13 protein-coding genes are annotated in these 20,360 nt (G+C 73.0%); 6 read left to right on the top strand and 7 right to left on the bottom strand.

The window, feature by feature from the left end; all coding sequences use genetic code 11:
* The first annotated feature begins 318 nt into the window (after positions 1-318).
* Positions 319-1,353 (top strand): hypothetical protein, encoded by a 1,035-nt coding sequence (locus AMK24_RS33770; protein WP_143203740.1) that lies wholly within the window; start codon positions 319-321, stop codon positions 1,351-1,353.
* A gap of 611 nt (positions 1,354-1,964) precedes the next feature.
* Here the strand turns inward: AMK24_RS33770 and AMK24_RS28585 are convergent.
* Positions 1,965-2,843 carry an aminoglycoside phosphotransferase family protein gene (locus AMK24_RS28585; protein WP_073771793.1) on the bottom strand — a complete coding sequence of 293 codons (879 nt, stop codon included), beginning with the start codon at positions 2,841-2,843 and terminating at the stop codon, positions 1,965-1,967.
* A 107-nt stretch (positions 2,844-2,950) separates the two neighbouring features.
* Between AMK24_RS28585 and AMK24_RS28590 the strand changes: the two genes are divergently transcribed.
* Complete coding sequence (locus AMK24_RS28590) at positions 2,951-3,820, top strand: ATP-grasp domain-containing protein (protein ID WP_073771794.1); 870 nt, start codon at positions 2,951-2,953, stop codon at positions 3,818-3,820.
* A 58-nt stretch (positions 3,821-3,878) separates the two neighbouring features.
* On the opposite strand, the gene AMK24_RS28595 is transcribed toward AMK24_RS28590, so the two are convergent.
* Together AMK24_RS28595 and AMK24_RS28600 are read right to left on the bottom strand one after the other, a co-directional pair.
* Complete coding sequence (locus AMK24_RS28595) at positions 3,879-5,771, bottom strand: hypothetical protein (protein WP_073771795.1); 1,893 nt, start codon at positions 5,769-5,771, stop codon at positions 3,879-3,881.
* Between the two features lie 203 nt (positions 5,772-5,974).
* Entirely contained in the window at positions 5,975-8,761 is a 2,787-nt protein-coding gene (locus AMK24_RS28600) for a D-alanyl-D-alanine carboxypeptidase (RefSeq protein ID WP_073771796.1), read from the bottom strand.
* 192 nt (positions 8,762-8,953) lie between these two features.
* Here AMK24_RS28600 and AMK24_RS28605 point away from each other — a divergent pair, with 192 nt between their 5' ends.
* The 3 genes from AMK24_RS28605 to AMK24_RS28615 all read left to right on the top strand — a co-directional run bounded on the left by AMK24_RS28605 (position 8,954) and on the right by AMK24_RS28615 (position 11,353).
* The gene (locus tag AMK24_RS28605) at positions 8,954-9,673 is read left to right on the top strand and encodes a GOLPH3/VPS74 family protein (RefSeq protein WP_073771797.1); all 720 of its coding nucleotides are present in this window, start codon (positions 8,954-8,956) and stop codon (positions 9,671-9,673) included.
* A 258-nt stretch (positions 9,674-9,931) separates the two neighbouring features.
* On the top strand, positions 9,932-10,789 hold the full coding sequence (locus AMK24_RS28610) for a helix-turn-helix domain-containing protein (protein ID WP_073771798.1): 858 nt from the start codon (positions 9,932-9,934) through the stop codon (positions 10,787-10,789).
* 360 nt (positions 10,790-11,149) lie between these two features.
* Entirely contained in the window at positions 11,150-11,353 is a 204-nt protein-coding gene (locus AMK24_RS28615; protein WP_073771799.1) for a DUF397 domain-containing protein, read from the top strand.
* 252 nt (positions 11,354-11,605) lie between these two features.
* Here AMK24_RS28615 and AMK24_RS28620 read toward each other — a convergent pair whose 3' ends face one another.
* From AMK24_RS28620 to AMK24_RS28635, 4 genes are all read right to left on the bottom strand, one after another.
* On the bottom strand, positions 11,606-12,721 hold the full coding sequence (locus tag AMK24_RS28620) for an ADP-ribosylglycohydrolase family protein (RefSeq protein WP_073771800.1): 1,116 nt from the start codon (positions 12,719-12,721) through the stop codon (positions 11,606-11,608).
* A gap of 240 nt (positions 12,722-12,961) precedes the next feature.
* Positions 12,962-15,385 carry a tetratricopeptide repeat protein gene (locus tag AMK24_RS28625; RefSeq protein ID WP_073771801.1) on the bottom strand — a complete coding sequence of 808 codons (2,424 nt, stop codon included), beginning with the start codon at positions 15,383-15,385 and terminating at the stop codon, positions 12,962-12,964.
* Between the two features lie 173 nt (positions 15,386-15,558).
* Positions 15,559-16,416, bottom strand: coding sequence for an NPP1 family protein (locus tag AMK24_RS28630; RefSeq protein WP_073771802.1), 858 nt, complete (start codon positions 16,414-16,416; stop codon positions 15,559-15,561).
* Positions 16,417-16,754: 338 nt separating this feature from the next.
* Entirely contained in the window at positions 16,755-19,343 is a 2,589-nt protein-coding gene (locus AMK24_RS28635; RefSeq protein WP_073771803.1) for a bifunctional FO biosynthesis protein CofGH, read from the bottom strand.
* 180 nt (positions 19,344-19,523) lie between these two features.
* Between AMK24_RS28635 and AMK24_RS28640 the strand changes: the two genes are divergently transcribed.
* Positions 19,524-20,264, top strand: coding sequence for an HAD family hydrolase (locus AMK24_RS28640; protein ID WP_073771804.1), 741 nt, complete (start codon positions 19,524-19,526; stop codon positions 20,262-20,264).
* The last annotated feature ends 96 nt before the right edge of the window (positions 20,265-20,360 follow it).

Below are 20,360 nucleotides of genomic sequence, written 5' to 3' on the forward strand. Positions count from 1 at the left end.
AGGCCCGTGGGGCATGAGACGAGAACCAAGCCTGCAGCTTCAAGAGGATGCCTCCGGCGGGGGCGCTCCGGCACCGGGATGGATGGGGCGCCATTCGCGGGCGCCGGCCGGAGCGGGGTGTGCGGTGGGTTGGGGTAATTTCCCACATGCGGCTCCCAGGATGCTGCACCATACGCTTATGTGCCGACAGCAGCGAACTTGGGCGAACTGGGCCCCAGCAGCTAGCCGAGCCGCCTCCCAAGATTTTTTACCCACCTGAGGCTGGGAAAAGAGCCTACCTCTATCAAGTAGAGATAATTTACCCAAAGGTGTCACTGCATGGCGAGTTTGAAAATTACCAACCCTGAAAGCAATCATCTCAAAGCGGGACTTACGCTAGAAGCCCTAGGAGACGCGATTGAGAAGTCGGGATATCCGCTCCAAAGTTCCGTATTCGAGCTTCTGGAAAGTGATTTTCACGTCCAGCAGGAGTGGGGATTTCGAGATCGAATTACAGGGGAGATGCGGTCCTGTGACCTGATGGCCACAAGGGAGCTTGCCGCTCCGTCAGCCGCGGAATCTCGAATTCGAACGTCCTTGACGGTTCTCATCGAATGCAAACAGTCGGACCTTCCGTATGTCTTCTTCTCGCCTAATCGGTCGTCATGGCGACTGAAACTCCCCCAGCTCGCCGGACTTGCACAAGAAGAGGTGAAGGTATGGAGTGATGACACGAGGTCCACTTTCCTCTTTCCCGTGATGCGAGCGCTGGAACTCTCAGAAGAACCGTTCATGAGTCGGGACGGCTTTTCCATTATGAGCAAATGCGCTCGAAAGGGGCCGAAGCTAGAGTTGTCAGGGGCAGACGCCTACAACGGTATTGTTATGCCGCTAGCGAGCGCGGCCTCGCACTTCTCTGCCTCGTCTGCCCCTAAGGAAACATTTCGCTATTTTGATGTGCATCTGCTCTGCGTGGTGGCGGTCCTTGATGCGCCAATGGTGGAGGCGAAGGCAATCTCCTCGGGGACGGAGTTGACCTTCACTCCCTGGTGTCGGATTTACCGTCATGAGCCCGAAGATCCAGGAGTCTTTATGGGGCACGCGGGGAAAACGATGGCGATCGATGTCGTACATAAGGACTTCTTTAAAGAGTACCTGACTCACCATCTAATTCCATTCGGGCAGACTTTCTCGGAGCGCGCACTGCGTCATCACGAGGTGCTGGCCGCCGGGAGGGCCTTCGTTCCAGGCATGAAGGCTGACGGCAGTTCAGATATCTACGAGCGACTGCAACCGCCTAAGTACATTCCCAGGCCAACAACGCGACGGAGGCGAGTTCCCCAGGTGACGGGCGAGAGCAGCGCATCAGGTTAAGTCCCCACCGGACCCTGGCTGTACAGCAGCGAAGTACAGCAACCCCAGCAGCCGACTACGCCCGGCAGTTCCCACCGACACCCCTCTGGTGGGCTGTATGACCGCCGATGGCCGATCTCTACAGAGTTGCGGATCAGAAGGTCTCTGACATCTACCGCTGACATCAACGACGCTGGGCAGGGGCGTACGTGGGCGTTCCTGTCCGGCTGTCGCGGTGGCGGGAAGTGGGGGCCGCAGCGGCGCCCGGCCGAACTCCTAAGCGGGTGTCGCAGGTTCGCATCCTGCCGGGGCACAGCAGGGCAGGTGCCCCGGAGGACCGTTCCCCCGGGGCTCCTCGCGCGCGCGGGTCGCACGCCGGGGCCAGGGCCTCGGGCCGCATGGAGTGTTGGCCGGATCGTGCGCCGGTCGCTCTGGGGGCCGCTGGCCGGCATCGGGCACTGCCGACCGCCATCGCGCCCGCCGGGACACCTGCCGCAGGCGGCCCCGCCGCACGAGTCGCCCAGGCCGCCCCAGGCCTCCTCGGATGAGGCGTACAGGCCGCCCCAGGCCCCCTCGCGCGAGTCATCCAGAGGGCCGCGGGGTCACCGTCCCGTCCGTCCGACGACGTCCGCTCACCGCTCGCCGGCCGTGAGCGGGGCTGCCAGGATCTCGTCGATCACGTGCGCGGCGGTGCGGGCCATCGTCGGGTTCGACTCCCGGTGGTGCGCGAGTTCCAGCAGGGCGATCGACAGGGCCCAGCCGCGGCCCCGTGCCCAGGTGGCGTCGTCCGGGGCGAGGGCGGTGCGGAAGGTCTTGCGGGCGTCGGAGGCCAGCAGGTACCAGGCCGCGATCAGGTCGACGGCCGGGTCGGCCAGGCCGGTGCAGCCGAAGTCGATGACCGCGGTGAGGCGGCCGTCCTCGACCAGGACGTTGCCCGGCTGGAGGTCCCCGTGCACCCAGACCGGCCGGTCCGCGCGGGGCGGGGCGGCCAGCGCCTCCTTCCAGGCGGTGGCGACGGCCTCCGCGTCGACGACCCCGCCCAGCTCCGCCAGCGCCTCGCGGGTCGCCGTGTCGCGGGAGGCCAGCGGTTCGCAGCGGTAGGCGGGCGGCGCGTCCGCCGGGTCGATCCGGCGGAGCGCCAGCACGAACTCCGCCAGGTCCGCCGCGAACAGGTCGGAGGATGAAGAGGCGTCTCCGGGGCTCGGGTTCACGCCGTCCAGCCAGGTGCAGACCGACCACGGCCGGGGAAACCCCTCCCCCGGGACGCCCTGCGCGAGCGGCGCCGGCACCGGGAACGGCACCCGCGGAGCCAGCCGGGGCAGCCAGCGGTGCTCGGTCGCCACGTCCGCCGCACCGCCCTCCGTGCGCGGCAGCCGTACGGCCATGTCCGCGCCCAGGCGGAAGATCGCGTTCACCGTCCCGCTCGCCCCGACCGCCTCCACGGGCAGGTCCGACCACTGCGGGAACTGGGTGGCGATCAGGCGGCGGACGAGCGACGGTTCCAGGATCATGCGCCGATCGAACCAGGTCACTCCGGGCGGGTGCAACGGGCCCCCGCGGCCCGCGCCCCGGAGAAACCGGTGGGCCCCCCGCTCCGCGTACGGAAGGATGCCCGGCCATGACCCGTCCGCCGCGCACCCTCGTCCTCCCGCCCCGGCTCACCGCCTCCGCCCGTACGCTGCGCGCCACCGCGCTGCGGCGCGGGCTGCGCATCGTGGAGGTGCCCGCCTCCGCCGTAGCGGAGAATCCGACCGTGGCCGGGACCGGGACCGGAGCCAGGACCGGGGGCGGAGGCGGGGACGGGGCCGGGGGCGCAGGCGGGACCGGGGGCGGGAAGGGCGACGGGGACGGGACCGGGGGGCCCGCCGTGCATCTGCACGCCGGGCCCTCCTTCGCCGACGCGGTGGCTCCCGCGCTCGGCATCGGGCTGCTGGAGGCCCCCGCCGACTGGCTCGCACGGCTCCCCCGGGCCCTCACCCGGCGGGAGGTCCGGGCCGTGCCCATCGGTGAGGCTCACCGGCTGCGCCGCCCCGCCTTCGTCAAGTCGCCCAACGACAAGAGCATCCCGGCGCTCGTGTACGCGGACGGATCCCGGCTGCCCGGACCGGACGCCGTGGACCCGGCGGCCGTCGTGCTCGTGAGCGACGTGATGACGTTCGCCGCCGAGTACCGGCTCCACCTGCTCGACGGGGCCGTCCACACGGCCGGGCAGTACGCGGAGGCCGGCCGGCTCCGGACCGGGCCCGCGCACGGCGACGCCCTCGCCTTCGGCCGGGACGTGCTCGCGACCGCCGGGGACACCCTGCCCTCGGCGATCGTCGTCGACGTCGGCCGTGACCACGAGGGCCGCTGGGCCGTGATCGAAGCCAACGCGGACTGGGGCAGCGGGTGTTACGCAGCCGATCCGGACCGCGCCCTCGACACCGTCCTCCGGGCCGCCGGGCCCCTCGCCGCGCTGTCGCCGTACGACCGCGGGTTCCTGCGCTGAGCTTCCCCCCGCCGCCCGCCCCGGGTGGGGCGGGAGGGCCCGGGCCGGTCGCCCCGGCTCAGCTCAGCTCCTCCGGGCAGGGCGTGCCCGGCTGGAACTGGTACGGGGCCGTCAGCCGGTACACGCCCGGTCGCGGTGCGAGCAGTTCGGTCCACTCGTCGCCGTACGGGCCCTCCTCCACCTTGTTCAGGCAGCCGTGCGTGTTGAGGTAGGTCTTCGGCGCGGTCTCGTCCTCCTGCGACCGCTGCTTCGACTCCTCGGTCTCCTGCGGGCGCTCCACCGGCTTGCCGTCCTCGTCGACCAGGGCGAGCCACCGCGTGTACGGAACCCGGATCAGGACCCGGCCCGCCGACTTCACGGTGATCGTCACCCCGCCCGCGCCCGCCCGCTCCACCGTCGCCGGCGGGTCGGCGAGCGGCACCGGGTCCAGCACCCGGTACAGCTTCCAGTTCTCGTCGCCCCAGATCTCGCGCAGGTACGGCTGCCCCTGCTCGACCAGCTCCGCCTCCTGGACCGCCCCGTTGTCCGGCCGGTCCTTGGGCAGCACCACGTAGTGCACGGCCCAGCGGTCCAGCCACTCCCGGTAGCTCACCGGGTCCAGCGTGTCGTCGTAGAAGAGCGGGTTGCGCTCCATGTCCGCCTGGCGGTTCCAGCCGCGCGCCAGCTGGACGTAGGGGGCGAGCGCCGAGGACTCGCGGTGGCTGCTCGCGGGGACGACCTCGACCCGGCCGCGTTCGGCCCCCACCTGCTGGAGCTGGTTGACCAGGGGGGCCAGTTCGCGGTTCCAGGAGGCGGCGGGGGCGGTGCGGACGATGTCGTCGACGCTCTTGAAGCCGATCCAGAAGTTGAGTCCGGCGAAGGCCAGCACCAGGGCGTACCAGCGGCGGCTGCGCGGCGCCGTGTACGGCAGGGCGGCGAGCAGCGCCACCCCGGCGAACAGCATCGCCATCCGCGTGATGTTCGACCCGATCTGCGAGTCGACGACGTACGTGAGGAGGGTGCCGATCCCGTAGACGGCGGCGGCGGTGCGGACCGTGCTCCAGTCGCGCGGGACGAGGACGAAGACGAGCACCGAGAAGAGGAACGGCAGGGACAGCGTCCCGAGCGACATCGGCTGCGTACCGGAGAACGGGAACAGCCAGGCGGAGAGGCCGACCACGGCCACCGGGGCGAGCCCGATCGCGTACGCGCCGGGGCGCCGCTTGTGCAGGAACAGCGCCGCCGCGACGACCCCCAGGAAGAGGCCGGCGACCGGGCTGGAGGCGGTCGCGAGCGCCGCGAGCGGGGCGGCGACGGCGGCCTTGGCCCATCGCTTGTACCGCCAGCGGTGGGGCCAGCAGAACACCGCGGCCACCGCGCCGACCGCGAACATCATGCCGAGCCCGAACGTCACCCGGCCCGACAGCGCGTTGCACAGGAACGCGAAGACCCCGGCGAGCGCGCAGGCCAGCGGGTTGCGGACGGCCGGCACCCGCACGAGGATCAGCGCGGTCAGCCCGGAGGAGACCGTGCCGGCGACCATCATCGTCGTACGGACGCCCAGCACGGACATCAGGTAGGGCGAGACCACGCTGTACGAGACGGGGTGCATGCCCCCGTACCAGGCCAGGTTGTACGCGGAGCCGGGGTGCCGGCCCACGAACTCGGCCCAGGCGTCCTGCGCGGCGATGTCCCCGCCGGTGTTGGCGAAGAAGAAGAACCAGAGCAGGTGCAGCACGGCGGCGGCCGCCGTCGCGATGGCGACGGGGTGCCGGAGCAGTCGGCGGGCCCGGTCGCGGGGGGTCTCGGGGGTGGCCGGTGAGGCCGCCCGGGGGGCGGGGGCCCCGGCGGGCGGGGCGGGGTCGGAGGACTCCGGCGCCCGGGGGGACGGCACGCGGACGCGCAAGGCGTCGCTCCCGGCCCCGGCGGTCCCGTCCGCCTCGCGGCCGGGTCTCGGCTCCGCGGTGGTCACTACGGCTCTCCCCGTCCTGCCCCGGCCCCGTACCTGTTCGGGGACGCTAACACGTACCTCCGGCACGTATCCCTGTCATGGACCGGAGGGGGGAAGGGGGAGGGCGAAGCGGTCGCTTCGCCCTCCCCCTTCCACCCGCCCGGTGGGTCGGTACCGGCCGGTCCGGTCGGTACGCCGGGGCCGGGCCCGGCGGGCCGGTCCGCTCAGCCGATCCTGGTCAGCTTGTCGCCGAAGGCCGGCTGGGCCAGATCGTCCTGCAGCACCACCGGCGCGGTCATCTTTCCGGTGCCCGTGCCCACGGTCACCATGCCGACCTCGCTCCCGGCCTTCGCCTCGTGGTCGATGCCCCCGCCGCCGGCGGTGACCTGGAGTTCGACCTTCAGGCCGGGCCAGCCGACCGCCTTGAGGTTCTTGGTGGCGATCACCGCGGTCCTCCCGCCGAACCCGTTGTCCACGTACCCGACGACGTCGCCCTTCTTCACCACCGTCGCCGAGGTGGGGGCCTCCTGCGCGTCCTTGATCAGCTTCAGGCTGTTCTGGAGGGACAGCTCCAGGCTGTCGTAGACCCGGCCCGTACCGGCCTGCTGGCCCATGACCGCTCCGTAGATCCACAGCAGCTTGCCGTCGACCTTGGTGTTCGCGGACCAGAGCAGGTTGCCGCCGGCCGGGGTGGAGGAGCCGGTCTTGATGCCGCTCACGCCGGGCTGCAGCAGCAGGTTGTTGTTGTTGTAGATCTTGCCGTCTATGCCCTCGATCTCGACCTCGGGCATGTCCACGATCTTCCGGAAGACCTCGTTGCGCATGACCGCCTGCGCCAGCTTCAGCTGGTCGGCGGCGGTGGAGACGGTGGTCTTCTCCAGCCCGCTCGGGTCGGTGTACGTGGAGTTCACCATCCCGAGATCCTTGGCCGCGTCGTTCATCTTGTCGATGAAGGCGTCCTCGGAGCCCGCGTCCCACCGGGCGAGCAGACGGGCCGCGTTGTTCCCCGAGGGGATCATCAGCAGCTGGAGCATCTGCCGCTGGGACAGCTTCTGCCCCTTGGTCAGGGGGGCCGTCGACTCGTCGGGACGCTTGGACTCGTCCTCCGCCTTCTGGTCGACGGTGATCTTCTCGCCCTCCTCGTCACCCTTGAGGGGGTGCTCCTGGAGGATCACATGGGCGGTCATGACCTTGGCGACGCTGGCGATCGGGGCCGGCTTCTGCGCTCCCTCGCTGCCGAGGGAGCCGACGCCGTCCACCATCACGGCCGACTGCCCCTGGCCCGGCCAGGACAGCTTCGTCTCCCCGCCCTCGAAGGTGTACGTCGGCTTCGCCGTGAGCTCCAGGGAGGGCGCGGGAAGCGGGCGCATCACCTGCACGATCGCAAAGACGATCAGCAGGAGCAGCACCAGCGGGGTCCAGATCTTGACCCGCCGGACGGCGGTCCGGACCGGGGTCTCCGGGGGCGGCGGGGTGTTCGTCAGCTCGGCGAGCAGGTCGAGCGGCGGCCTCGGCGGGAGCGGCTGCTGCCGGGTCCGCTCGGCCGCCGCCCAGGACGGGACGGCGGGTGCGGGGGCGTCGGCCTCCGGAGTCCGCGCGGGCGCCTCGGGCCCCGCGGCGGCCCCTGCGCCGGCCTCGGGCTTCCGGGGAGCGGCGCGTACGTCGTCGGAGCGGAGCGGCACGAACGTGCTCGTGCGCTCGGCGTCGCTCTCCGGTGCGCCGCCGGGCCCTGCGGCGTCCTTGGTGCCGGGCTTGGTGCCGGACGTGGTCCCGGGCTCGGCGCCGGACGTGGGTCCGGGCTTGGTGCCGGGCTCGGCGCCGGACCCGGCCTCGACGCGCGGCTCGATGTCGCTCCTGGCCCCGGGCTTCGTGTCGCGCGGGAGCTTCAGCGCGGTCGTGGCCTGGTCGATCCCCCAGGTCGTCCTGCCCGGCTTGAGCGTCTGGAAGACGGCGGTCGGCTGATCGATTCCTCGCGGGTCGGAGGAGCCGTCGGGGCCCGCCCCCGCGTCGGGTGCGCGGTCCGGGGCTGCTTCGGCCTCCGGTGTGCCGTCGGCGTCCGACGCGTCGTCGGCCCCCGGCTCGCCCTCGGACTCCTTCGCTCCGGACTCCGGCTCGTCGGCCTGCCCGCCCTGCTTGACCTGCCCGCCCTGCTCGACCTGCCCGCCCTGCTCGTTCTTCGGGTCCGGCTTCGGCTCCGCGTCCGGCTCCGGTTCCGCGCCGTCCGCCGCAGGGCTCGGCGCGGGCCCGGGCTCCGCCGCCGCGGAGGGCGTGTCCTCGTCGGCCTCGGCGGCCCCGGCGGCGCCCTTGCCGTCCGCCGCCGGCCCGTCCTCGGGGCTCGCGTCGGCGTCGACCCAGGCGGCGACCGCGGCACGCAGGCGACCGTCACCGGCCGCGTCGGGCCCGGCCTCGTCCGCGGACCCCGCCGCGGGGGTCTTCCCGTCAGATGCCTCCGCGTCGGGCCGCTCCGCGCCCTCGTCCGGGCCCGTGCCGCCCCGAGGGGCTTCCGGGCCCTCAGGAGACTCCGCGGCCTTCCCGGCGGCTCCGGGGGCCGTGGGGGTCCCGGAGGCCGTGGAAGCGGCCTCCGGCGCGTTCTCCGGCTCCGTCACGGCTTCCGGCTCGGTCTTGGATGCGGCCTCGGACGCGGCCTCGGTCTTGGATGCGGCCTCCGTCCCGGTCCTGGGCGCGACCTCGGCTTCGGATTCGGGGTCGGGGTCGGACGCGGCCTCGGGCTCGGCTTCGGACGCGGCCGCCGGCCCGGACTTCGCCTCGGGCTTCGGCCCACGCCGGGACTCGTCCTCCGGCAGCCGGGGACGGAACACCGCGGTGGCCGTGTCGGACGTGGCTCCCGAGCCCGTACCCGAACCGGCTCCCGAGCCCGTGTCCGCGGTCTCCGCCTCGTCCTCGGCCGTGCCGGGGTCGCGGAAGACGGCGAAGCGCGGGTCGCGTTCCTCCGCAGCCGTCCCCGACGACGACTTCCGCTGCTCCGTTTTGTCGGGGGACTCGCCCGCCACCGATGCCTCCTCATGCGCTGCGGGGCCGCCCCGCGCTGTCCGAACCATCTACCAGTGTCCTGTGTGAACCCTGGGCCGAGCTGCTAGACGAGAACGACATACCTACTGGTTCCCGTACATAGCAGTCAGGCGCTCTCGACAGATGAATGTGAGAGGGGTCACCCTGTCAGACATCCACGCGGGGAGGCATGGATGGGCAGGAGCCGCAGAACAATCCCGGAGGAGCTTCTGTTGCTCGCTCTGGACCCGACCACGGGTACCACAGCGCAGCCGCAGTCGCTCGACCTCGGCCTGGCCGGGGCACAGCTAGTGGAGCTGGCTCTGGCAGGACGGATAGCCCCTGACGGGGATCGTATCGCCGTGGTGATGCCACGGCCGACAGGAGATCCGACTCTGGACTCCGCACTGGAACTGCTGCGCCGTCGCGGCAGCCCGGTCCGGGCGGTCCACTGGATAGGCGGCCCCCGTCTGGGGCTGCGCCAGATCTATCTCGCTCATCTGGAGCGGTGCGGCATGGTTCACGCCGTGGCGGGCCAGATGTGCGGAGTGCTGCCGACGACTCGCTACCAAGCGACGGACACGGCGATCAGCCGGGACATCAGGAACCGGCTGGACAACGCGATCCGCACCGGCGTACCGCCGGACCCGCGGACCGCGGCGCTCGCCGCACTGGCCCACGCGGTCGGACTCGGCAAGCACCTGTATCCGGGGAACGAGGGGCGTTCATCGCGCTCCCGGCTCCGGGATCTGATCAGGCACGACCCGATGGGCGGTCTCGTCGCGCACGCCGTGATGGACGTCCAGAACGGGGTGGCCGTCCAGCCACGCCGTACGCAGCAGGCAGCGGGCGTTCCGTTGCAGCCGCAATCACAGACCCGTCGCAGCAGCATGGCGCACACCGCCGCGAGCTGAACGCACGGGCCTGGGAGGAGCACACCGCCGTACCGCCGTCCGACGCACCACGGGACCCGGTCCGGGAGCCGCACCACGCACGGGGCAGCCGGTAGTCACCATCACCGGCTGCCCCGTGCGCATGCGCGCCCTCGTGTGCTCCGGTGCGCACGCCCCCGCACCCCTGCGTGTGACCGTTTCCCAGCGCGGCCGGGGCGAAGGGTGGCAATCTGCTGAGCAGTAGATACGCACAGCTACATAGCCGGAGGTGCCGTTTCCGTGCCGTCCAACGTCAATCCCACGGTCAGGCGACGCAGGTTGGGCCAGGAATTGCGCCGTCTGCGCGAACTCAAAGGCATGACGGCCGAGGAAGTCGCGGAGCGGCTGCTGGTGTCGCAGTCGAAGATCAGCCGGCTGGAGAACGGCCGCCGGTCCATCAGCCAGCGCGACGTCCGCGACCTCTGCGGGGTGTACGAGGTCGAGGACCACCGCGTCGTCGACTCCCTCATGCAGATGGCCAAGGACTCCCGCCAGCAGGGCTGGTGGCACGCCTTCGGCGACATCCCGTACAGCGTCTACATCGGTCTGGAGACCGACGCGGAGTCGCTGCGGGTGTACGAGCCCCAGATGATCCCGGGCCTGCTCCAGACCCGGGCGTACGCGGAGGCGCTCATCAGCGGCGCGCTTCCCGAGGCCCCGCCCTCGGACATCGAGAAGCGGGTCAACGTACGGTCGCGGCGGCAGGACCGGGTCAACTCGCCGGATAACCCGCTGCGGTTGTGGGCCGTGATCGACGAGTCGGCGCTGCGCCGGGTGGTCGGCGACAAGCAGGTGATGATCGACCAGTTGGAACACCTCGTCGAGCAGTCGCACCTGCCGCACGTCACCGTGCAGGTCCTGCCGTTCGAGATGGGCGCGCATCCGGGCATCAACGGCCAGTACGCGATCCTGGAGTTCCCGGACGCGGCGGACTCCAGCGTCGTCTACATCGAGGGCGTCACGAGCGATCTCTACCTGGAGAAGGCGCACGACGTGCAGCGCTACAGCGTGATGTACGAGCACCTCCGGGCGCAGGCGCTGAACGTCGAGCAGACCCGGGAGTTCATCAGCAGGATCGCGAAGTCGTACACCGGTTGAGAGCCCGGGAGGGGGAAGCCGCCGCGTGCCGAACAGCGGAGCATCGCGGGCCGGACCGGGGGCGGGCCCCGGGCCGGGAGGGGCAGCGGGGCCGGGAGGGGCCGCCGGGGCGGAAGTGGCGGCCGGGGCGGGTGGTTTCAGGACACGCGCCTCGGCGTTCGAAGCGGAATCCGAGCAGGGCCGAACGGGCGGGCGGCCGGATGATACACCGCTGCTCGTCCGCCTTGGAAGGCCAACCAGGCGGAGACCACCCGGACGTGTGAACGGCTATCTCATGGACCGGGCTTGGCGAGTAGCGTCGATCACGCCAATCGGAATCAGGTTGGCGCGAACCCCCCAACTCTCTGAACCGGAGTGAACATGGCAATTCTTCAGGGTGCTACGGACACGTGGACGAAGTCGTCGTACTCCGGGGGCAACGGCGCGTGCGTCGAGGTCAAGTCCCCGGTCCAGGACATCGCCGTACGTGACTCGAAGGCCCCCGAGGGCCCCTCGCTCACCTTCGTCCCCGGTGCGTGGAACGCGTTCGTGCGCGATGTGGCCGCCGGCACGGTCAACGCCTGATCACGCCCCACCGGACCACCTGATGGAGCCCTCTCGACCGGTTCGCCGTCCTGGCCGAGGGGGCTCGGCACATCCGGCTCCCGCCCCCGTCCGGCATGACGCCCGCGCCCGGCATGACGCCCACGCCCGTTTCTTCGTCCGCCGCGCCCACCCCGCCCCGCCCCTCCCGCTTCCCTTCTCTCCCGGCCCCCGCCGCACTCCGACCCGGCGCTCCGTCAATTCACCTGCCGGGGACGGGATGCGCCGGGCCCGTCACGCGCGCGGGTAGCGGGCGAGCCACCCCGGGGCGACGGCGACCGGGGTGTGCAGGGCGGGCCCCTGGGTCATCTCCATGGAGAAGTCGTCGGCCAGCTGGAGGAGCGTGGCCCGCCCCTCCAGCTCCGCCAGCCAGGCCGGCGGCAGCGCGGTCTCGCCGTGCAGCGCGCCCAGCAGGGCCCCGCAGACCGAACCGGTGGAGCGCGAGGGGCCGCTGTGGTTCACCGCGAGCCGCAGTCCGTGCCGGACGTCCTCGCCGACCAGCGCGCAGTACACCCCGACCGCGAGGACCTCCTCGGCGGCGTCGGTCGCCCCCAGCGCCTCGATCAGCGCCGGACCGGGTATGCCCTGCCGCACCGACCCGAGGGCCCGGCGCAGCCCCTCGGTCACCGGTTCGTGGCCGGGGCGTTCGGCGAGCAGGGCCAGGGTGTTCTGCACGGAGGCGTCCAGGCTCTCCCCGCGCGCCAGCCCGTGCACCAGTACGGCGAAGGCCCCGGCGGCGAGCTGGGCGGCGGGGTGGCCGTGGGACTGGGCCGCGCACTCCACGGCCAGTTGCAGCACGAGCCCCGGCTCCCAGCCCACGAGGAGCCCGAACGGGGCGGACCGGGTGAGCGCGCCCGCGTCCCGGGCGGTGGGGTTCTTCGGCCGGTCGAGGGTGCCCATGGTGGTGTCGCCGAAGCCGCCGAGGCATTCCCGGGCGGGATCGCGGCGGGCGTAGAGCCATTCCTCGGCGGCCAGCCAGCCGTTGTCCTCGCACCGTTCGTCGGGCCCCCAGTGGTGCTGGGTGGCGGCCCACCGCAGATGGGCCCGGTGCACGTCGGTGGGCGGGTGCCAGGCTCCGATGTCGCGGCGGACCTGGGCGCGTATCAGACCGTCGACGGTGAACAGGGTGAGCTGGGTGAGGGCGGTGACGGCGCCGCGTCTGCCGTGGGCGGGGACGTAGTCGACGACCCCTTCGGCGCCGTGGGCCGCGCGGATCTCCTCCAGGGCGAGCCCGTCGACCCCGGCGCCGAGCGCGTCCCCGACGGCCCCGCCGAGCAGGGCCCCGCGGACCCGGCTGCGGAAGTCCTGCTGCTCGGCCCGGCCCCAGACCGCCGTGGTCGCTGTGCTCACCCCGCCCCCTCTTCCCCGTCACCCGTACTCGGCTGCGCGGGCCCGCTGCGGGCGACCGCGCAAGCACTGTAATCGAACGGGAACGGGCCGTAGAGGGGGCGACCGGGGTACGTACGGGTATGTCGACGGACGTCCCGCGAGTCGTTTTTGCGCGCGGTTTCCGCCCTGGGGACCAGCGGGGGGGGGCGGTTCCTCCGGGGCGGCCCCTCCGGAACTCCCGTACGCCGCGCGCCCCCGCCCCTACGGCTCCCCGGCGGCCTCCAGCCGCTCCCGCTGCTCCCGCGCCCACACGTACGCCGGGTCCAGTTCCAGCGCCCGGTCCAGGCCCGCGCGGGCCTCCGCCAGGCGGCCCAGGGCCTCCAGCGCGAGGGCGCGGCTGCCGTGGGCCCAGGCGTAGTGGGGGTCCAGGACGAGGGCCCGGTCGTAACAGGCGACGGCCTCCTCGTACCGCCCCGTCGCCCGGTAGACCTCGCCCCGCTCCCCCTCCGTGCCCGCCCGCCCGGGGGCCAGCTCCTCGGCCCGGTCCAGGTCCGCGAGGGCGCCCACCGGGTCGCCGAGGGCCGTGCGGACGCGGGAGCGCCGCACCAGTGCCCACGCGTACTCCGGCCACAGCGCTATCGCCCGGTCGAAGTCGTCGAGCGCGTCCTCGTGGCGGCCGAGGGCGTGGCGGACCAGGCCCCGGCTGCCCAGCGGCACGGCGTCGCAGGGGTCCAGGGCGTGGGCCCGGTCCAGGACGGTCAGGGCCTCCTCCAGGCGGCCCATCCGCCGGTACGTCTCGCCCCGTTCCCGTACCGCCCAGGCCCAGGCGGGCGCGATCTCCTCGGCCCGGTCCAGGTCCGCGAGGGCCTCCTCGTACCGGCCGAGCGACCGCAGGATCACCGCCCGGCCCTGGTGGGCGCGTTCGCTGCGCGGGTCGACGGCGATGGCCCGCCCGTGGTCGGAGAGCGCGGCGTCCAGCTCCCCGGCCCGGAAGCGGTCCCAGGCCCGCGCCACGAGGGCCGCGGCCCGGTCCCGGTCGGTCAGTTCGGCCCGGGTCAGCAGGAGGCCGAGGGCGGCGGTGGGGCGGGGTCCGTGGTCCGTTATGGCGGCGAGCAGGTCGCGGCCCCACTCCCGCAGTACGGCGTCGTCCGCGTCCTCGCCCGCCTCCGCGAGGGTCTGGGCCCAGTGCCGGGCGCGCGAGGGCCGCTGGTCGCAGAGGGCGATCCCGGCGCGCAGGGCCTCGGGCAGCGCGGTGCGCGGGCGGGCGCACAGCCGGTGGTAGAGGACTTCCAGGGCGGCCCGGCGCCAGGGCTGGTCGGCCCACAGGCGTTCCGGGTCGACGCCCTCGCCCGCCGCGTCCCGGCGGGCCGCGAACTCCTCGGCCAGCCGGTCGTGGCCCGCCTTCCAGCGCTGGGGCGATCCGGTGCGCTGGAGCCGCAGCATCGGCGCCCGGACCACGGCGTGGTAGCGGGAGCGGCCGGAATGCCGCTCGGCGACGAACGGCAGCTCGTGCAGCCAGTCGTAGAGCTCCGGCACGGTGTACGGCCCGTCCTTCGCGGCGGCCACGGCGACGGCCACCAGGTCCTCGTCGAACCGGCGGGGCAGCGCGCAGGCCAGCGCCGCAGCCCGGCGGACCGGGTCGCTCTCGCCGGCCAGGAAGCGTTCGACGGCCGTGGCGTTGGCTTCTCCGGCCGCCCCGGGGTTGGCGGCGAGCGTGGACACCAGGACGGGCAGGCCGCCGGAGAGCCGCAGCACCTCCCGTACGACGGGCTCCGCCACCACGCCTCGCCCGTGGAGGAGTTGGCGCGACTCGGCCTCGGTGAACGGCCCGAGCGGCACGTCCGCGACCAGGCGGCCGCGGTCGCCCCAGTGCACGGGGTCCAGACGGCGCTGGCCGGCCAGGGTCAGGACGAGGTTGGCGGGCAGGTCGCCGTACCGTCCGGCGGTGAGCAGGTCCGCCACCCACCGGTCCAGTTGGGGGGCGGTGCGCTCGTAGGTGTCCAGGAACAGGGCGAGCCAGGGCGCCACGTCCGCGACCCGGACGATCTCGGCGACGAACACCGGGGTGAGGACCTGTACCGGTTCCGCCAGCAGCCGGGCCTCCTCCTGCTGCCGGGCCCGACCGAACACCGTCCGCAGGCCGCCCGCGCTCCGCGCCAGGACCGCCGGGTCGATGCCTCCGGCCAGCGCCCCGACGACCGGTATCGCCCCTGCCGCGATCAGCCCGGCCTGCGCGGCGGCGAGCGCCCCGGCGGACGGGCCGCCGGCCGAAATCCCGCCCGGGGAGGACTCGTTGTCCGCCGCGAGTCGCCCGGCCGCCTCGTGGAGGGCGAACCGGTAGGTGTCGAGCAGCCGGTCGAGCGCCTTGAGCGGGTGCCCCTGTTCGGCGAACTGCGCGGCGAACGCGGCGAGTACGTCGGGCACGGAGTCGGCGCTCTCGTCCACCGACGCGGTCACCGCCCCGAACTCCACCGCCGCCTCGCGCCATTCCCGTACGAGCGAGGTCTTGCCGACCCCGGCGTTGCCCCGCACGTGGAAGACGAACCGGTGCCGGGGGTCTTCGGGCGGGATGGTGAAGTTCCTCCGGTAGAGGTCGAGTTCGGCTCGGCGCCCGACGAACGCGGCACGCCGCTGTCCTTCGACGATCTGCTGGAGGGAGAGGCGGCGCGGGCTGGTCGGCGGCATGGGGCCAGTCTGTCAGCGGGCGGTCACGTCCGGGAGCCGCCGCCGCCGACCGCGTGCGACGACCGGCGGCGGTTGGGGGGGGGAGGACGGCCCGCGCGGGCGCGAACCGCACGGCCGCCTCCCCGGCCTCCCCGGCCTCCCCGGCCTCCCCGGGCGGGCGGCGGGCCCGTTCGTCAGGCCCAGGGGTCGAAGGGGATTCCGGCGGGCTCGGCGTTGGCGAGCAGGTTCCGGAAGCGGTTGTCCTTGTCGGTGACCTTGATGGTCGCCGCGCCGAAGTCGGCGTTCATGAGCTTGTCGCGCAACTGCGTGCTGGGGAAGCCGTTCCAGTCGACGATCGGGGGGCGGCGCCAGGTGCCGTAGTGGTTCTCCGGCGGCTCGTCGCCGCCGTTGGCGAGGCGGAAGAAGTGCGTGCTCAAACCGTCCTTGTGGTAGACGGCCTTGGGGTGCGTGCCGTCGAACCGCACCTGGGAGCGCGGGTAGGTCTTCACGGTGCTGTGCTGGGTGGTGGAGACGTGTTCCACCTGGTTGGAGCCCTGGTGGACCCAGGAGATCACATGCTCGAAGTCGTGGCGGTGGCCGCCGAGTCCGCTGCCGTGGACGGCCTGGTCCTTCTCGAAGTAGCTGGCGTAGACGATGCCGCACCAGCCGTTGTTGCACAGGGAGCGGGCGTACGTCTGGGAGTTGTCCAGGTCCCACCGGTCCCGGCAGCTTCCGTTGACCGCGCCGGTCGTCCTGAGCCCGGGCGCGAGGGTGCCGTCCGGCCCGATGGCGGGGGTGGCGTAGCAGCCGTCACCGTCGTAGTCGTAGGCGGGCGAGAAGGTCTGCTCGTCACCGCCCGCGTTCTGAGGGAGGCTGCCCGGCGGATCGGCGTGGGCGGCGGAGGCGGCGCCCAGCACGAGGAGGCCGGCGGCGGCGAGGACGGTGGCGGTGCGGCCGGCCCGTCGCCTGCGCCGGGGGCGTGGGCCGGCCGGGACCGAGGGCGATCCATCGCGGGCCCTGCGGGGGAGAACCGGTGTCGGCGGGTTTCGCATGAGGTATCGCTCCTGACTCGGCAGCACGTCACGGCAGGGGGACTTCCGCAAGAGTTGCCCAGTACATGACAGAAAGAAACGGAAGGCCGCCGCCTCCTGCCCGGCGGCAGCGGGAGGCCGTCCGCCGGCTGCCCGGCAAACGATCGAGGAACGAAGACAAGGCCGAGGGAAAGGCGGCCCCGGGGGCGAAAGCAGAATCGTCGTACGGGCGACAGCCAGAAGGTCTTCGGGGGCGGGGCAGCCGGGGGGACTCGGCGCGCCCGGGGGCGGAACCGCACCGGTCCCGACCCCGAGGCGCGCCGATTTCTCCCCGAGGCGCGCCCGCCTCTCCCCCGTCCTCAGCTCGGCAGCACCGGCAGCAGCTCCGGCAGGTGGCCGTCCGAGGCGGTGGCCGCCGCCACGCGTTCGGCCGGGACCTCGCCGTAGAGCGTCGTACGGGGGCGGGACGGGCGGCCCGCCAGGTCGGCGATGGCCTTCAGGTCCTGGATGGAGCGGTACGAGCCGTAACTCGACCCCGCCATGCGGGAGATGGTCTCCTCCATCAGTGTGCCGCCCAGGTCGTTCGCGCCCGAGCGGAGCATCTCCGCCGCCCCCTCCGTGCCCAACTTCACCCAGCTCGTCTGGATGTTGGTGATGTGCGGGTGAAGGAGCAGCCGTGCCATCGCCGTCACCGCGCGGTTGTCGCGGTCGGTCGGGCCGGGGCGAGCGATGCCCGCCAGGTAGACCGGGGCGTTGGTGTGGATGAAGGGGAGGGTGACGAACTCCGTGAAGCCGCCCGTCTCCTGCTGGAGCCTGGCCAGCGTGCGGAAGTGGCCGAGCCAGTGGCGGGGCTGGTCCACATGCCCGTACATCATCGTCGAGGACGAGCGCAGGCCGACCTCGTGCGCCGTCCTGACGACCTCCAGCCAGGTGGCGGTGGGCAGTTTGCCCTTGGTGAGGATCCAGCGGACCTCGTCGTCCAGGATCTCCGCCGCCGTGCCGGGAATCGAGTCGAGCCCGGCCTCCCTGGCGGCGGTCAGCCAGTCGCGGACCGACATCCCGGTGCGGGTCGCGCCGTTGACGACCTCCATGGGCGAGAAGGCGTGCACGTGCATGCCGGGGACGCGTTCCTTCACCGCCCGCGCGATGTCGAAGTACGCGGTGCCCGGCAGGTCCGGGTGGATGCCGCCCTGCATGCAGACCTCGACCGCGCCGACGTCCCACGCCTGCGCCGCCCGGTCCGCGACCTGGTCCAGGGAGAGGGTGTAGGCGTCGGCGTCCGTGCGGCGCTGGGCGAACGCGCAGAAACGGCAGCCGGTGTAGCAGACGTTGGTGAAGTTGATGTTCCGCGTGACGATGTAGGTGACGTCGTCCCCGACCACGTCCTTCCTCAACGCGTCGGCGATCCGGCACAGTTCGTCCAGCGCCGGGCCGTCCGCGTGGAGCAGGGCGAGGGCCTGGCCGTCGGTGAGCTTCGTCGGGTCGTCGGCGGCCTGTCCCAGCGCCTGGCGGACGTCGGCGTCGATGCGGGACGGCACCATGCCGGGGGCCGCGGCCTCGCGGAGCGCCTCCCAGTCCCCGTACACCACGTCGAAGTCGTCGCGGCGGTCGCCGGTGCGGCCCTCGGTGTCGATGGTGGCGTGCAGGTCGGTGCGACCGGAGGAGGTGAAGCCCTCGTCCGGCTCCTGCCAGGGCAGGCCGGCCGGGAGCGCGTCCTCGCGGGCGAGGCCCGTCTCCGGGTCGGCCAGGGCGCGCACGTGCGGGAGGAGCCGGGGGTCCAGCCACGGCTCGCCTCGCTGGATGAACTCGGGGTAGATGGTCAGGCGTTCGCGGAGCTGGAAGCCCGACTCGGCGGTCCGCTCGGCCAGTTCGTCGATGTGCGGCCAGGGGCGCTCGGGGTTGACGTGGTCGGGGGTGAGCGGCGACACCCCGCCCCAGTCGTCGATCCCCGCGCCGATGAGGAGCGCGTACTCGGCGTCCACCAGGTTCGGCGGGGCCTGGATGCGGGCGGACGGGCCGAGAATGTGCCGGGCCACCGCGATGGCGGCGGCCAGCTCCTCCAGCTCGGCGTCGGGCATCCCGCGCATCGCCGTGTCCGGCTTGGCGCGGAAGTTCTGCACGATGACTTCCTGGATGCCGTGGTAGGCGCGGGCCGTCTTCCGCAGCTCGAAGAGGGAGTCGGCGCGCTCCTCGTACGACTCCCCGATCCCGATCAGGATGCCGGTGGTGAACGGAACGTTGGAACGTCCCGCGTCCTCCAGCACCCGCAGCCGTACGGCCGGTTCCTTGTCCGGGGAGCCGTGGTGCGGGCCGCCGGGCTCGGACCACAGGCGGGTCGCCGTCGTCTCCAGCATCATCCCCATCGAGGGGGCGACCGGCTTGAGGCGCTGGAGGTCGGTCCACGTCATCACGCCCGGGTTGAGGTGGGGCAGCAGCCCCGTCTCCTCCAGGACCCGGATCGCCATCGCCCGTACGTACGCGAGGGTGTCGTCGTACCCCTCCGCCTCCAGCCACTCCCGCGCCTCGGGCCAGCGGTCCTCGGGGCGGTCCCCGAGCGTGAACAGCGCTTCCTTGCAGCCCATGGCCGCACCCTCGCGGGCGATCTTCAGCACCTCGTCCGGCGACAGGAACATGCCGTGCCCGGCGCGGCGGAGCTTGCCGGGGACGGTGACGAAGGTGCAGTAGTGGCACCGGTCGCGGCAGAGGCGGGTGAGCGGGATGAAGACCTTGCGGGAGTACGTGATCACGCCCGGCCGACCCGCCGCCTCCAGGCCGGCGTCCCGCACCCGGGCGGCGGAGGCCGCGAGGTCCGTCAGATCGTCGCCGCGCGCCTGGAGCAGGACGGCGGCCTCGGTCACGTCGAGGGCGACGCCGTCACGGGCCCGTTTGAGCGCGCGCCGCATGGCGTTGGTGGTCGGACGTCCGCTCTGGGCATCGGGATCGGTCATGGACCGAGCATACGAGCGGGGTGCGCGCCCCGGCCCGGGGCCTCCGGCCCGCGTCCACCGGCCCCCGGGGGCACGGGGTCACCCGTACGCGGATGCCCCTCCGCCCTGCGGTGCACCGCATCCGACGCCGCGCGCTGATCCACCGCGAATCGCGGGACAGCCCTTAGTGTCGGGACGATGATGGAGACGATCGTTCTCGGCATCGGCGAAACCCTCGTACGCGACGACCGGAACTGGGCGTCCTGGGCGAACTGGCTCGGCGTACCGCCGCACACGCTCAGCGCGCTGGTGGGCGCGGTGGTCGCCCAGGGCCGCGATGCCACGGACGCGTTGCGGATCCTGCGGCCCGACATGGACGTCGAGGAGGCCGGCCGGGCCCGGGCGGCCGCCGGGCGCGGGGAGCACCTCGACGAGTCGGACCTCTACCAGGACGTCCGGCCCTCGCTGGGCGAGTTGCGGGCGGCGGGCGTCCGGATCGTGGTGGCGGGCAACGGCACGGTGCGGACCGGGGAGCTGCTGCGGTCGCTGGACCTGCCCGCCGACCTGGTGGCCACCTCGGCGGAGTGGGGCGTGCGGAAGCCGGACCCGGAGTTCTTCGCGCGGGTGGCGGAGGCGGCGGGCGCGCGGCCGGAGGCGACGCTGTACGTGGGCGACCATCCGGCCGACGACCTGTTCCCGGCCGCGGCGGCGGGGTTGCGGACGGCGCATCTGCGGCGGGGCCCGTACGGGCACTGGTGGGCGGACCACCCCGACGTGGTGGAGACGGCGGACTTCCGCATCGACGCGCTGACGGAACTGGTGGGGTTGGCCGAGCCGGCGGGAACGGCCGGGACGGGAGCGGCCGGGGCTGCCGGATCCGCCGGGGCGGCCGGGGCTGCGCGGGAGGGGTCCCGGCGCGGGGCGTTGAGGTCGGTGCGGTAGGGGCCGCGAGCGCCCCGCCCCGCCTCAGGCGATCGCGCCAGGGCGGGGCCCACGCCCGCGCCCGCCGGAGGCGGCGCGACGCCCGGGACGGGGCGG

This window comes from Streptomyces sp. CB02366 (genome assembly GCF_001905905.1).
GTDB lineage: Bacteria > Actinomycetota > Actinomycetes > Streptomycetales > Streptomycetaceae > Streptomyces.